This is a genomic window from Haladaptatus ordinarius, from assembly GCF_054177595.1.
In genome coordinates, this window is the sequence record NZ_JBPEHH010000056.1 from 14,059 (window position 1) to 27,787 (window position 13,729).

Genomic DNA, 13,729 nt, shown 5'->3' on the forward strand with positions numbered 1-13,729 from the left:
CTTTGGTAATTCGTGACATACCTGTAGTTTGTCTTGCCAGTAAGTGTCAAAAAGAATTGGGCCAATTATAATGGTGTATTGGATGAATACCCCATTATTTCCGATATACAAACATTCATGTAGAACCCTGTAGGACTAGTGTGATAACAAACCACATGCGAGAAGTTCTTATTTCCGTTCGACATCACGGGTGCCCAGTTTCGGATACGAGTGCGGAACACCCAAACATTCACATCCAGAATCTCTCAAAAGGACGAATCGCGAACGGTCGTGCAAAACGACTTCTTTGTATTCGCGGGTCTCCTAGCAACATAAAAAAATTTGCAACTGATTTTCGATCGCATTCAGTTGTAAAACGATTTGATAACATAACCAACATATCTGATACTGTAGCATATTTTTCAAGTGAAATCGAATACAACAATGAAAATCCGAGTATTTTACGCCTTATCCATAATGAGGGTTGCTATCAGCATAATACAGTGAATGTAAAGCGAGGAAGAGAACATTGGAAAATCTATACGGAGGGCACCGGAACAATCCATAAATTAATTGATAAACTTGAAGCTCGAAATAATGATGTATCTCTTTATCGGAGCGTTGATATGGACGCTCTCAAAGATAGCAGTTCATTTGATTTCGCCACATTCCTCACTGACTTAACGTCAAAGCAACAGGCTACATTTGAGGCTGCTATCTCAATTGGTTACTATGATGAGACCACGAAAGTCACCACGGACGATGTGGCCGCGTCCCTTGGCATCCACCAATCAACCGCGTGGGAGCATTTGAAAAAGGCCGAAAACACTATTTTGACGACGGTGGGTCAGCAGTTGTTCTCTGAATCAACAATGCAAACGCACGATACTGAGTTTAACTCGGCTAAACAATAAGATGGACTCAGGAACATCTAAGGGACGTTTCTCTGATTCGAGATAAACTTCACCGATACTATTAGTTATATTATTTTAACTATATTGTAACTATACAGAGCTAAAAATGCCCTTCCTTAGTAGTCTTTACTTTGTTTAATATAATTACTTACATAAGATAATAAAATAAGAGATAGTAAGTCATGCCGGTGGAGCGAGATCAAGCAGCGAATCCCGCACATACCGGAGCGTGTGAATCTGGCTACAACCAGGGGCGTCGAGATGGAACGCACTCGGTGGTGAACTTCGACTGTACGTCTTCTGGACGCGTGGCTGGCCGATAGGTGGTTCGTTCAACGCATAAAGCACGTCATGAGCACTCTCGCGGTTCTTGACGATCCAGATAGCATCTTCAGGGTCGAACGCTGCCATCTTGTCATAGTCCTCGGGGACGGCCCTGCGAACGTCGTGGTTCACGCGTTCAGCTTCGACGACGACGCGAATCTCACCATCTTCGTCGAGCCCGGCAACGTCCAGTCGATGCCCATCTTCGAGTTCGTAGTACGGCACGACCGACGTGACTTCGGAATCAGGGTCGTCTGCGTACGCCGTTTCGACCAATTCGATGCCGGTCAAAACCATCATCCGGTGAAGGGTTGACTCTCCGAGGTCTCCAACGCCGTGACCATAGCCAACACCCTCTCGATACGCCACCTGAATCTCGCTACGACCGTCAGCCGTGACCGTATAGAGACGATGGGGGTGATCACAATCAATGGTGAGTAGACCGTCGTCGACGAGTTGCTGGACATCCTCAGACTCGATTCCTACGTACTCTCGCAATCGAAGCATGCTGTCCCACCGAATATCGTACGCCAGTGAATCGTACGCGCCTTGGTGGGCACTGTAGACCGCCTGGAGGAAACACAGTTGGCGGTCATCGTAGTCGCTCTCTGCGCGTTCGCGTGGTGTGAGCACGAGGTCGATCTCACAGACCGGTACGTCGTCGCGGTCGACCTGCGCGAGACTCGAACAGCACTCGATTCCGCGTCGGAGGCCGGCTATCGTCGGCGGATATCGGCTCTCACAGCCCGTACAGACGAGTCCATGAATCGCGGCATCGTATCGAACACACATCGGGAGGCATTTCGTGAACGGAAGTGCCGAGGTGACAGGGGCGTCACTGGTATCATCGTCGTCCACCTGCTGGTCGGTGGTCGGCACTGGTGTCTCGTGGTGAGATAATTGGGCTAACATGTCGATGCCGCTGTCGAGGCGCGTTCTGTCTGCGGTGGCAGCCACGAGCGCGTCGAACGCGAGTTTTTCTGTCTCGGTGAGTGGGTCGTCACCCTCGGGGTGACCTGGTGGGAGGGGTGCAGATTCAAGGACGAACGGCCGCGGTTCGGGCTCGCCGAACGGGGCTGGCAAGCTCGTGACCCACTGTCCCCGATGGAGTGCGCGCAGTCGATTACCGACTTCGCTCGGTGGCATGTCTGCAGTCGCCAGTCGGCGTTCGAGATCGCGGTCGACCGCGACGTTCCCCGTGACGATGGTCGAGACGTTGTTCAGAATCTCCGCGTAGGCTTCGTTGTCCGCGTTTCGAACCTGTGCTGGAAATTGCATCGCCAGCGTGATCGAGAGGCCGAAGCCACGCGAAAGCGCTAACAGCTCCGTCATCAGGCCGGACGACGCAACCTGGGCTGCCTCCTCGATGTAGAGATTGACGAGCGGGAGATCAGTCTGGGTAGCCCCACTGTGTCCCTGTCGCGACGTATGCTGGCGTTTTCGTCGCTGGAGTGCCGTCCACAGGTTCGAGAGTAAGACGAGCGTGAGCGCCTGCTTGCTGGCCGCACGAAGCCCACTCGTGTCGAGGATGACGACCGCGTTCTCGTCCAAGAGGTCGTAGAAATCGAAATGCGGGTCGGGCTGTTCGTCGTCCAATGGAGTATCAGCTGTCGGTTCATCGGGTGATGTTACCGATTCAGGAACGTGGTCGAACAACTGCGCGAGTCGGTCGTCGACCGGAATCTTCTCGATTCGATTTAGTACCCCTTGCATGATTTCGTCGAACGACCGCTTGCTGTTGGTGACAACACCACTGAGCAGGTCGGTCAGCGTGTCGTCCGTGACCGGTGGGGCATCGCGGGTGTCTGCCATCTGCTTTGCCGCGTGATGGAGGTCGCTGTGGGCGTATGCGTCAGCACCGTGCACCGGGTCGAACAACGCTTTGACGAGATACGTGATGATGTCAGGTGACCGGACGGCACGCTCGAAACGGTCGCGACCCATGACACCGATGAGGATCTCGATATAGTGGTCGGCCACGTTCTGGACAGCCCTCGACCGATCGATATCTGCGGCGAGCTGGGGTCGGATGTCAAAAAACGAGAGCGCGGGCAAGACGGCCGCACAGTCGAAATAGACGACGTCGTCGAGCGTGCCGTAGCGTTTGTAATGAGATCGCAGATACTCGATCGGCATCCCGTCGCCTTTCCCCTCCAAGAGGATGGATGGGCCGGGCGTCGCCGCGTGATTATCGAGTATTCCCGTACCCATGAGCACGGTCTTTCCGGAACCGGTCTTGCCGAAGATCGCACTATGGAGTGATTGCAGACCGGGAAGGAGGGAGATGCGTTGGTCGGTCGACGTGTTGTCCTGTGTGAGTACCGTCCCAAGGGTGAATCCCCCTGCGTCGTAGGTCGAGAGGAGCGACTGTGGTGGTGGAACGAGTGCCGCCCGCTCGCTCGGCGTGACGCTAAATGCTCGTTCTGCGTTCCCGGTGAGATGGGCACCATCGAGCGCACAGAAACTCGGCACTTCGGTCGGGTCGGCGACGATAACCGGACTCGTCGTCCCACCGCCAGGGAGACGGGTTCGAAGGCCCGTGGGGTCGTCGTAGAACTCAGCAGTGAGGAGATCTTCGAGCACGTCGGTTGCAGCAGTCGACCCGCGATGTGTATCGGTAGCTGGATGCGTCTCTGCCGTGAGTCGGTAATCTTGCCCATCGATGGCGGTCAGGGTCGTCGCCAGTGCTTCGACGGTCTGGGTCGTTTCGAACGGGTCGTCTGGAGCGACGGCGACCGCCCGGACGTTCAACTCGAAAGAATGGCGAGTGTCACGCGTATCGATGCTGTCGAGGCGACGCTGAATGCCCGCTGGTAATTCGAGAGCGGGTGTGTTCTTCGCTTCCCGTTGCGTTTCAGCAGGGACGAACAACTGTGTGATGAATTTCCCGAGCAGTGAGTCTTCACCCTTCCTGAGTTTCCGACGCCAGACGCCCGCTTCGGTCGTCCAGTCAGGTTTCGGTCGGAGAAGGACTTGGAAAACGACGGGAACGGACGTCGTCGCGAGCGTTTCCGTAATCGCGGCGAGTGGCGGTCTGGCATCGTCATCGGTGAGGGAATCAAAGGGTGTGAGTGCCGTTTGCCAGTCGTTACGTCGGTCGCCTGTCCCAGCGAATTCGACGGCGGCAACGTGTGGCTCACCGGTCGCTGGCGTATCCGAATCGGTGGCGACGCCCAGCGTGGACGCGAGCGAGAGCGTATCGCGGTCGAGTTCGTAGGAGTCGGGAAACAGAGTTCGAAGTGTGCTCTCCAGGCCGTTCAGTGTGATGCGGTCGTCCGAGTCACTGTCAGCGCTCGCCGGTAGGCCGACACTGTATTCGAGTGTCCCGTCGGGTCTGGCGACGAGTAACCATTCGACGGTCTGCGGAACTGGGTCCGCACGAGAGAGCAGTTGGCGTGTGAGCGAGCGGTCATCGCCCTCGGTCACACTGTGCAGTCGTCGAAACTGGGCCGTGAGTGCTTCGATGGCGAGTGGGTCTGTCGTCGGGTGGATTCGGAGAACGGTGCGAGTGGCCACGGTGTTCTTGGAGGTTGAGGCCATGCGTGTGGATACCACACGTGGGAACCATCGATACATAGCTTCCTCTGTAATCTCGGTGGAAATTGTGGCACTGCAAGGAGTCAGCGTGTTATTGATAATGAATGGCGTCGCGATGTCGAGTGTCAGTTGCTCCAGGAGTTGGTTTGTCTGATGTTTACTGACGGGACGCCCGCTCGCCGTCTTTGTCGACCGTGCCGTCGTTCGCACTCTCCCGGAACGCCAGCGGGTTAGTCAGTCGAGTCAACAAGTTGATGACAATCACTGGATTCGTTTATTGTGGATTGATGCCTCCAACCAGACAGTTCATAAACACCAGAATCACCTAAACGAGTCAAGTTTGGCGATGATTTGAGCGTACAGATTCGGCGCACAGTACCACCCAAAATCAAGCATGGTCTCGATCGTTCCGCGTGCTTCGTCTACGGTAATCGCGTCCTGCTTGACGAGCGATAAAAGGAGATATGCTGTTCCGCGGGTTTGGATTTCCTCCGTGGCAGCGACATCACGGCCATACTGCTCATCCATCACTGCAATGGCGTCACGCTCTGCTGCGAGGACGAGCACGTCGATGTCTGCCTCGCTCAGATTCGGATTTTGTCGAAGCCTGTTAGAGATGGGTGTTTCGTCTACCGGTACTACCTCAAATGTCCCAGCATCGACCTGTCGTTCAATCCGACGTGCATCGGGATAGTCGTGGTCGAGACCCGCCGTAACCACCTCATCATAGACAGCTTCCGGAATGAATCGAGGCGCTTCCAGAGCGCTCAGATGTGTGAGTGCATCTGCTTTGCCGAGGTATATCAGTGGCGTTGCATCGAAGACCCACATCAGAGATCCTCGAGGTCGGCTTCGAGGTGGTCTCCTGCGACCCACGTCACGTCACGGTCTTTGAGGAACTGTGCGAAGTCCCAGACGCTCATCTCGGCGCGTTCAGCGGCTTTCGTAAACGTCACGTCACCCATTTTGAACTGCTCGAGCGCCCGTTCGCGCCGCCACTCTTCAAGCCCTTCAGCGAGTAATTTTCGGACAGCAGTGCTTCGGTCAAGTTTCTCGTCTTCGAGATAGGTTTCCAGTTCTGCTTCAAGCTCATCCGGCACGCGCGCTGAAATCGTCCCCATGGTGTTTACTATGTATTTATCGTATACAACTGTTCGGGTGATAGTGACAAAGAGACTTCCGAGGGTCTCACCCTGCCAAAGAAGTGGACGGCAACACTAGTTCGGCTCGTGTTCGCTGACGGGACGCCTGCTCGCCACTCTTCGGCTGGGCCGTCGTTCGTATCCTCTTGGACGAGTCGCTCGTGCTGCAGGCCACGATCGGCGATCATACTCGGCTGGGGCACCTTGACGTCCAGCGCAAATCTCCGTCTTATAGTTTTTCGAAGGTTGGTAACGAATCGTGAGAACCGCTACCCTGAAAGACTGGGAAGACGTCACCCGTATTCTGTCCACACGTCACCCATTCGCTGGTAAATCCACGGTACAACTTCTTGGGAAATCACTGCTGTAAGATTCGGTGGGTAGGTCCGATCGACACCGTCTTCGTGTTTTGCATCAGGTGGCGTGTGGAAATGGTCTCGAGAATAATCACCGCTTGCATGCCGGTCCCATCGGCACATCCACTGCTCGCCATGATGATCTTCGAGGTATGTGATATGGAAGTCACCATTGGTGTATGATTGGACTTCGAGATACACGTCTGAAACGTACTCGCGTGGATAGTGCTGCTGCACGAGCGATACGACGACCGAATCCGGTCTATTTGACGGGAAGACAGAAATCGTCTCGATCCACTCTTCGGAACTGAGAAGGGATGCAAGCTCGCGTAACAATTCACGACGAGGGGTTCGTTTTGTCTCGCCGTACTCCACGACTAGACGACTCCCTCATCCGTAGCATTATCTTGGTTGGCCCGACGAAGATAGCGGATCTCTTCTCTCACTGCGTTCCAATTGTCCAAGTCTAACCAGACTTGTTCCGGATCCCCGAATTCAGCGTACTCTAACGGGTCGATGTCATCCGGTTTCGAGACATCGTACGTCTCTTTATACTCTTCATTTTCGGCGAGCAGATTTCCAAGTCGCTCTTTGTACTCTTGTTCGCTCAGTTCCGATAATCGATTGAGGCGTCTCCATTCGAAGTACGCTTCGTTCCGGTTGAATGTCGCAGGATTCTCCGTTACCTGCGTCAATAGACCGATTTCGACGAGCCGCTTGAGATGTCGGCGTGCGGCATTCTTTGAACAATCGGCACGCTCAGCAACATCTGCCACTCGGGTTGGGTCGGTCAACTCGAGTGCGATTCGGTATACCCGTTCATCGGCTGGCGCGTTCTGCAGCCTGTCGACGAGTCCTTCGGAAAAATCCGATTCGGGTGGGCCATGTTCGTCGTCCTCGGTGTTCATACGCACAAATACGAGTAGATACGCAATATAACTATCGACGACGCATTAGATTCACCTGAGCATCGAACGTGTGACGCTGCTGAAATTCGCATAGAAGGAGAGAATACGTGGGTTAAGACAGCGGCTACTGACGACCCGTGTCCAGAGTATACCAGAGCACAGCACGCTCGGTGTGGGTTGTCGCGGTTGGTTTCTCATTGTTTGCTGGGTGTTCGCTAACGGGACGCCCGCTCGCCGTCCTGTACGGCCGGGTCGTCGTTCGTGCCCTCCCGGAACGCCAGCGGGTTAGTCAGTCGGTTCCTGCGCGCCGCGGGTGCTCGGAACTCCCCTCATTCGTTCGGCGACGGACTAACTCCGCTGGCCACTCGACCCGGCCGGGACGGCGCGCGTGCTCGTTTGTGTAACGGCCGATAGCGCGCGCTCGCGAAGGCGCAAGCGAGCGCGCGCAGGAGACGGGCAGTCGGTGCAGAGATGGAACTCGTGTAGTGGCGAGTGTTGGAAAAGACGCGGTAGTGGACGCGCCTTCGGAGTTGGAACTCCAATGAGTAGTAAACGCACTATCGGACAAGTAGTTTCGGTCGATGAACAGGCATTCGAACAGGAAGACGAGGAGCGATTCGAGGTCGTCGAAGAAGAACTCGAGCTGCGGCCGTCGGTCGAGCAGACGATTCAGGCGAAGGTCGATACGAATCATCCCGATGGAGTCGGACGGGGACTGACGTTGGCGGCAGAAGAGCGGTTGGTAGCACGAGAGATGGAAATCAAACGAACACGGGAGCGGTGGGACCGGTCGCAGGATTCGAATCGGGAAGCGGAGTGTCAGACGGTGGTAGCACAGGGGAGCAGAATGCGGCATCGTGAGTTCCAGAAGCGAGCGGCGAGTGTTGATGCGTGGTGTGACCCGGAGCACCGAGATCCCCGTGAGGAGTTGACACAGGAGCAATTGGGGGCGGTGAACAAGCAGGCAATGCGGTTGGAAGAAAAACTCGACGGCTGGTCGCGGGCGGCGATCAGTCGGCGGTTGGCCGAGCGAGTCGTGGATGGAACGGGGATGATGAGCGCGGTCGTGGGGGTGTACGAGGAGTTACGGACGGCACCCGGACAGGTGATTCCGATCGCGGACGTGCAAGATGTGAATCGGAAGGAGGTGAGCATCCAGGGCGTCGTGAAAACGCTGTGGACGTCCGTGCATCCGAAAATCCAGCAGGTTGGGCTACTGGAGGATGAGACTGGGACGATCAAGTTCACCGTGTGGCGAGCATCGCGGAAAACGAAAGTGTTGGAAGGAGAAAACGTTCAGTTGCGGTCGGTCGCAAAGAACTGGTACGAGGGACGCGTCTCAGTGGCGGTGACCGGGTGGAGCACCATCTCTTCCCCCGACCGCGATCGGTGGTGGGAGTAGTCGGTTGACGCGGTCTTCCCTTTACTATTCCCCAGACCTGCCCTGACCCCACTCCTCACCCTCCGCTCCGTACTTGCGACGCTGCCCGCAGCCATGACATAGAAATCCGGGTCGAGAAGTCACGAACTTTCCATCGTCGGAAGTCGAGATGCAATCGTTTGTCTATCCCAGCACAAACATTTCCGCAATAGTCAACTCTATGACAAAGTAGGGAATACTCATCAAATAATCAGTTTACAAACAATAAAAGCAAGACATATTTAACAACTGATAGTATGTCCTCAAAGATATGGAATATATCCCCGCCACGTCCGTCACGGAATCCGACTCCGGTGGCGAAGCGGAACTGGAGGTATGGGAACGATTGAAGCAGGTGTTCGACCGGAATGAACGTGGCGTCCTTTATCATCAGTATCCAATCATTGAGAAGGGTGGCAATCGCTTCGACCGAAAACCGGACTTCGTTCTACTCCATGAAGAACTCGGCCTGCTCATCATCGAGTGTAAAGGGTATCTGATCGACCACATTGCATCCATCGAAGGCGAAACGTGGTACCTTCAGAATATCAACCAAAAACGAGCCGCACCACTCGAGCAGGCTCGCGATCAAGGATTTCACCTGACGTCGTTCTTCCAGCGGGAATCAATCCTTCGCAACGACCGCGGACAGGTCAAGATTCCAATGAACGTGTTCGTCGCACTGCCGAACATCAGTCGTGACGAGTGGGAACGTCGTGGATTCAGCGGGCCATCCGAGCCCCGTGTCATCCTTAGCGACGACATGACGCCTGTTGCCCTTCGTACACAGCTCGAGAACGTACTGACGTTCGACCCACTTTCCAACGAGGAATACGAAGCCGCCCGTGACGTGTTGAGTTGTGGCCAGCCGATCAGCGGAAAGCACGGATCGCCGCCCGCGAGCCCGACGACACGTACCGAGCACTACGAGACCGTTGCCAAGGGGCTCGAAGGTCTCGACGTCACTCAACAAGAGATTGGAATGCGAATCCCGAATGGCCCACAGCAGATTCGCGAAATCGCCGGATCCGGGAAGTCAGTCCTCGTCGCGATGAAGGCGGCCCGTATGCTTTCGGAGGACAACGACTGGCGTATCGCACTCACATTCAGCACGAAAAGCCTGTACGACCACATCACCAGCCTTGTCGAACGCTATTACGAGCACTTTACGAGCGAATCGTTCGATAACGTTGCAGACGACATCGACATCATCCACGGCTGGGGTGGAAACAAGACTGGGGCAGGCGTCTACAAACGCGTTGCTGACGCGACGCTAGAGGTCGAGGCCCTTGACGTCGGAGAAGCACGCGATCGCTTCGGCTGGAACACCGATCTGCAGGAGGCAGTCGCGACAGAGGTTCTGGAGACAGGAAACGTCCCGACCATGTGGGACGCGATCCTCATCGACGAGGCGCAGGATTTCGGCCCACAGTTCTTCAATCTGTGTCTGGAAGCCCTTGACGAAAACGACCGACTCATCTGGGCGTACGACGAGGCCCAGGACTTGGGGAGTCTTACTGCCCCGAGTCCGACAAACATCTTCGGCACTGACGAGGACGGCACCCCGCGTGTCGACATGAGTGGGTCGTACGAAGATGGAATCCAGAAGAGCCACATCATGCGGAAAGCCTATCGCGCACCGCGTGAAGTGTTGATGACCGCTCACGCACTCGGAATGGGATTGAAGCGCGAAGAGGGCCCATTACAGGCGATCACTCGACAGGACGGCTGGGACAATCTGGGCTACGAGGTGGACGGTGATTTCCGAAAGACAGGCAGCCAGGCGACTCTGACTCGTCCGCTGGCGAACTCACCACACCCATTGCAAGACTATCCGAACGCTGCACCGTTCGTCCAGAGTGAACGCTTCGACCGAAAATCCAATGAGATTGAATGGGTCGCCGAACAGATCGCCGACGACGTTCACGAACACGGGCTCAATCCAGAGCAAGTGCTGGTCGTCCTTCGCGGGAAGAAGGCGAAAGGACATGGTCATTACATGCTCCGTGAGGAACTCCAAGCACACGGCATCGACCTCAACTGCGTGTGGAATGACGATAACAAAGAGTTCGCACGACCCGGCAAAGTGACTGCCTCACGTATTCAGCGGGCAAAGGGGAACGAAGCTGCCTCCGTCTACGTTGTCGGCCTCGAGGCAGTCGTCGATGAATCGTACAAGGGCGACCCAGTTCGACGGCGTAACGAAGCGTTCATCGCCGCCAGTCGGTCGCGTGCCTGGTGTACGATTACTGGAATCGAAGAGGGTGCAGAAATTTTAGACGAACTTGAGCGAGTTCTTGGTGACGTTCGAAAAGCAACCCCCTCGATTACGTTCGAGGTGCCGGATACACGAAACCTCGATAACGAACTTGAGACAGATACAGAAAATCTCAAAGACACACATCTTGCGGATTTCGTGTGACTCTTTGACTTGAAAATTTCTATTGATAACTTCCGACTACGGACTGGCCACCATTCAAGTCCGAGAAATGACCGAACGATCACCGCTTGCAAACAAACCAGGTCGATGACTTCCGAAACAAACGACATAATTGATGTAGCCCAACTCGGTTTCCTACACTACCAGATACTCCAGTGAGGCAGTCGCTGGTTCGTGAGTTCTTCTACTAAGATGTAGATTTGCGATTTATCAATGAACGACACAGACGATATTTGACCGTCCGCCGAAGAGGTACTGTATGCGCGGTCAACGGTTACTCGTCACTTTCGTTCTCGCATTCCTCGTCATCATCGCCGGCTGTGCAGGTGGCGGGCCAAATGGACCTGATGGGTCGACGACGACGGTGACGAACACGACTGCGACTCAAACCCCATCGTCCACAGCATCATCCACAACAACTGAACGAGTCGGTTCAGTCGAGGTGCATTTCATTAACGTCGGGCAGTCTACCAGTACACTCCTTGTCTCGCCGAGTGGAGAAACGATGCTCGTCGATTCTGGTGATTGGCGGAACGATGGTGAACACGTCCTTCAGTATCTCCGTCAACACGATATTACCCGTATCGACCATCTCGTTACATCACACGCAGACGCCGACCACATCGGCGGCCACGCGGCCGTGATCGACTACTACGAAACCAAGGCAAACGGGATCGGGGCCGTGTACGACCCCGGTATCGCCTCCAGTTCTGAAACCTATCAGAGATACTTAGATACCGTTGAGAAACACGATGTGACGTTGTACAAAACGCTCGCGGGAGACCAGATCAACTTCGGTAGCGTCGACGTGACGGTTCTCGGCCCACCGAAACAGTATCTCGCGAACAAGGAGCGAAACGACAACAGTATCGTCCTCAAGGTGACCTATGGAAAGACGAGTCTTCTCCTTCCGGGGGATGCTGCACAGCAAGAAGAGGAGTATCTGGTCGAACGGTATGGGTCAACACTCGACGCAACAGTGCTTTCGGCAGGTCACCACGGGAGCAAGTCCAGCACTGGTAACGCGTTACTCGACAGGGTCGAACCACGAATAGCAGTGATTTCGAGCGCCTACAACTCGCAGTATGGGCATCCAGACGAGGAGACGCTCGAACGCTTTGCAGCGCACAACGTGCAAACCTACTGGACTGCTGTCCACGGGAATATCGTGCTCGTAAGCGATGGACAAGACGTTACCGTCAAGACACAATCGGACGCGCCGACCGACCCACTCTCGCTTCGGGATGCACCGCCAGTCGAGCCGGGTTCGACCAAGCCCGTGGCTCCTCGAACGACGATCGGCACGAAGACGACCAGGGACACAGAGGAAACGACACGGGCCACGACAACCCACTCACAGCAATCGCCCTCGTTTCGACTCAGTACCATTCACGCCGATGCCAGCGGCAACGACAACGAGAATCTCAATGACGAGTACCTCGTATTCGAGAACACAGGAACGCAGACGCTCGACCTCACAGGTTGGACCCTCAAAGACGAGGCTGGTCACAGCTACACCATTCCAAAGGGAGTCACGCTCGCACCGGGTGATCAGGTCAAGATACGTACGGGAAGTGGAACAGATACTGCTACAGACCTCTACTGGAACTCGAACCAGGCGGTCTGGAACAACGGTGGCGACACCGTCATCGTCTTGGACGATGCTGGTGAAACGATACTTCGGGAGACATACTAATGGCCGACGAGTGCTCTGAATCTGCGCAGACGTACACTGCTGTGCTTGATCGGTTCGAAGGCGATCTTGCCGTTCTGTTGCTAGAATCGGATGGCGAGACTGTCGACGAACTCATCATGGATCAGGATGAACTCCCCGAATCGGGACGGCACCAGGATGCAATCTTCACCATCACGATCGACGAGGAGACGGTCGAGAAGATACAGTACAGACCAACCGAGACCGAGGACCGTACAACAGACGCTCAAAAGCGGTTCGACCGCCTCGCGCGTCGGCCATCGAATGACGACGAAGATTCGTAAGGCGACTCAATGACATCCTCCTTGCCGTGAACGGCGAGGTTTCCCCATCCTCGCTCGGGGTCGCCCCGGCCATCGCACCCCGCAAAACTGGTGCGTGGAACCCGGTTTGTCCGACGGGGGCAAATCCACCACCCGCTTGCACGGGGTGTCTCGGTTCGTGCGCAGTACGTGAGTCCCGCGAGGGATGTGGCGTATTCGGCGTCCCGAAGGACGCGGTATCTCCTTGCACAGTGCATCTTCGTTCCCACGAAGGGGTCGGGGGAGGCCCCCGGACGCCGATTTCTCCGCGTCCGGGCACAGGTCGTGCCATCGACCGGCGTCACCTCCCTGCCACGATGGTGACGCTCACATGGACGAGGTTCGCATTTTGATTACTGTGTTTCCACAGCCTCGTGACGCCCTTGCGGGAACGATATGGTAGCCTTCGTCGTATGGGCGGACATCAATCCAACCGCCAACTTTTGCCCGGTGAGTTACCGGAAAGACGACCCCTGCGGACTTAACCGCGTAGTTCGGACTGAAAGTGGTCGGATTCACGCCCGGCCGGGAGGCCGGGGCTCTCTCCTTGCTACAGGTAACCAGTCATCGGGAGGGTGTCATAGAAGAGTTCTCACACCGTGATCACGGTACTTCCCGGATTGTCTCCACGTTCGTAGTTGGTGATGGCGACGACGAGGCGAAGACACAGCGCGAGGAACACTTGTGCACGTG

General features: G+C 55.6%; 10 protein-coding genes. 5 read left to right on the forward strand and 5 right to left on the reverse strand.

Annotated features, from left to right (window positions below):
- The first annotated feature begins 155 nt into the window (after positions 1-155).
- Positions 156-893 carry a helix-turn-helix domain-containing protein gene (locus tag ACR3FF_RS17900; protein WP_458189466.1) on the forward strand — a complete coding sequence of 246 codons (738 nt, stop codon included), beginning with the start codon at positions 156-158 and terminating at the stop codon, positions 891-893.
- Between the two features lie 180 nt (positions 894-1,073).
- Here the strand turns inward: ACR3FF_RS17900 and ACR3FF_RS17905 are convergent, their stop codons facing one another.
- The 5 genes from ACR3FF_RS17905 to ACR3FF_RS17925 form a co-directional block, all read right to left on the reverse strand.
- Positions 1,074-4,757, reverse strand: a complete 3,684-nt coding sequence (locus tag ACR3FF_RS17905) for a type IV secretory system conjugative DNA transfer family protein (RefSeq protein WP_458189467.1) — start codon at positions 4,755-4,757, stop codon at positions 1,074-1,076.
- Positions 4,758-5,075: 318 nt separating this feature from the next.
- Positions 5,076-5,585, reverse strand: coding sequence for a PIN domain-containing protein (locus ACR3FF_RS17910; RefSeq protein ID WP_458189468.1), 510 nt, complete (start codon positions 5,583-5,585; stop codon positions 5,076-5,078).
- Positions 5,585-5,875 carry a UPF0175 family protein gene (locus ACR3FF_RS17915; RefSeq protein ID WP_458189469.1) on the reverse strand — a complete coding sequence of 97 codons (291 nt, stop codon included), beginning with the start codon at positions 5,873-5,875 and terminating at the stop codon, positions 5,585-5,587. Before ACR3FF_RS17915 ends, ACR3FF_RS17910 begins: the two co-directional genes overlap by 1 nt.
- Before the next feature lie 314 nt (positions 5,876-6,189).
- A complete protein-coding gene (locus ACR3FF_RS17920) occupies positions 6,190-6,627 on the reverse strand; it encodes a toxin-antitoxin system TumE family protein (RefSeq protein WP_458189470.1) in 438 nt (145 codons plus the stop codon).
- A gap of 2 nt (positions 6,628-6,629) precedes the next feature.
- Entirely contained in the window at positions 6,630-7,160 is a 531-nt protein-coding gene (locus ACR3FF_RS17925) for a DUF7342 family protein (protein ID WP_458189471.1), read from the reverse strand.
- Between the two features lie 541 nt (positions 7,161-7,701).
- Here ACR3FF_RS17925 and ACR3FF_RS17930 point away from each other — a divergent pair.
- From ACR3FF_RS17930 to ACR3FF_RS17945, 4 genes are all read left to right on the forward strand, one after another.
- Positions 7,702-8,562 (forward strand): DNA-binding protein, encoded by an 861-nt coding sequence (locus ACR3FF_RS17930; protein ID WP_458189473.1) that lies wholly within the window; start codon positions 7,702-7,704, stop codon positions 8,560-8,562.
- Positions 8,563-8,851: 289 nt separating this feature from the next.
- Positions 8,852-11,002, forward strand: a complete 2,151-nt coding sequence (locus ACR3FF_RS17935; protein ID WP_458189474.1) for a DEAD/DEAH box helicase — start codon at positions 8,852-8,854, stop codon at positions 11,000-11,002.
- 523 nt (positions 11,003-11,525) lie between these two features.
- The gene (locus ACR3FF_RS17940) at positions 11,526-12,716 is read left to right on the forward strand and encodes a lamin tail domain-containing protein (RefSeq protein WP_458189475.1); all 1,191 of its coding nucleotides are present in this window, start codon (positions 11,526-11,528) and stop codon (positions 12,714-12,716) included.
- On the forward strand, positions 12,716-13,018 hold the full coding sequence (locus tag ACR3FF_RS17945) for a DUF3006 domain-containing protein (protein ID WP_458189476.1): 303 nt from the start codon (positions 12,716-12,718) through the stop codon (positions 13,016-13,018). The genes ACR3FF_RS17940 and ACR3FF_RS17945 overlap by 1 nt, the downstream gene beginning before the upstream one ends.
- Positions 13,019-13,729: the final 711 nt, after the last annotated feature.

What these genes read in the sequence shown, in the direction of transcription:
- ACR3FF_RS17900 (WP_458189466.1), top strand. Translation starts at nt 156, where the DNA reads ATGCGAGAAGTTCTTATTTCCGTTCGACATCACGGGTGCCCAGTTTCG.
- ACR3FF_RS17905 (WP_458189467.1), bottom strand. Translation starts at nt 4,757, where the DNA reads ATGGCCTCAACCTCCAAGAACACCGTGGCCACTCGCACCGTTCTCCGA.
- ACR3FF_RS17910 (WP_458189468.1), bottom strand. Translation starts at nt 5,585, where the DNA reads ATGTGGGTCTTCGATGCAACGCCACTGATATACCTCGGCAAAGCAGAT.
- ACR3FF_RS17915 (WP_458189469.1), bottom strand. Translation starts at nt 5,875, where the DNA reads ATGGGGACGATTTCAGCGCGCGTGCCGGATGAGCTTGAAGCAGAACTG.
- ACR3FF_RS17925 (WP_458189471.1), bottom strand. Translation starts at nt 7,160, where the DNA reads ATGAACACCGAGGACGACGAACATGGCCCACCCGAATCGGATTTTTCC.
- ACR3FF_RS17930 (WP_458189473.1), top strand. Translation starts at nt 7,702, where the DNA reads ATGAGTAGTAAACGCACTATCGGACAAGTAGTTTCGGTCGATGAACAG.
- ACR3FF_RS17935 (WP_458189474.1), top strand. Translation starts at nt 8,852, where the DNA reads ATGGAATATATCCCCGCCACGTCCGTCACGGAATCCGACTCCGGTGGC.
- ACR3FF_RS17940 (WP_458189475.1), top strand. Translation starts at nt 11,526, where the DNA reads ATGCTCGTCGATTCTGGTGATTGGCGGAACGATGGTGAACACGTCCTT.
- ACR3FF_RS17945 (WP_458189476.1), top strand. Translation starts at nt 12,716, where the DNA reads ATGGCCGACGAGTGCTCTGAATCTGCGCAGACGTACACTGCTGTGCTT.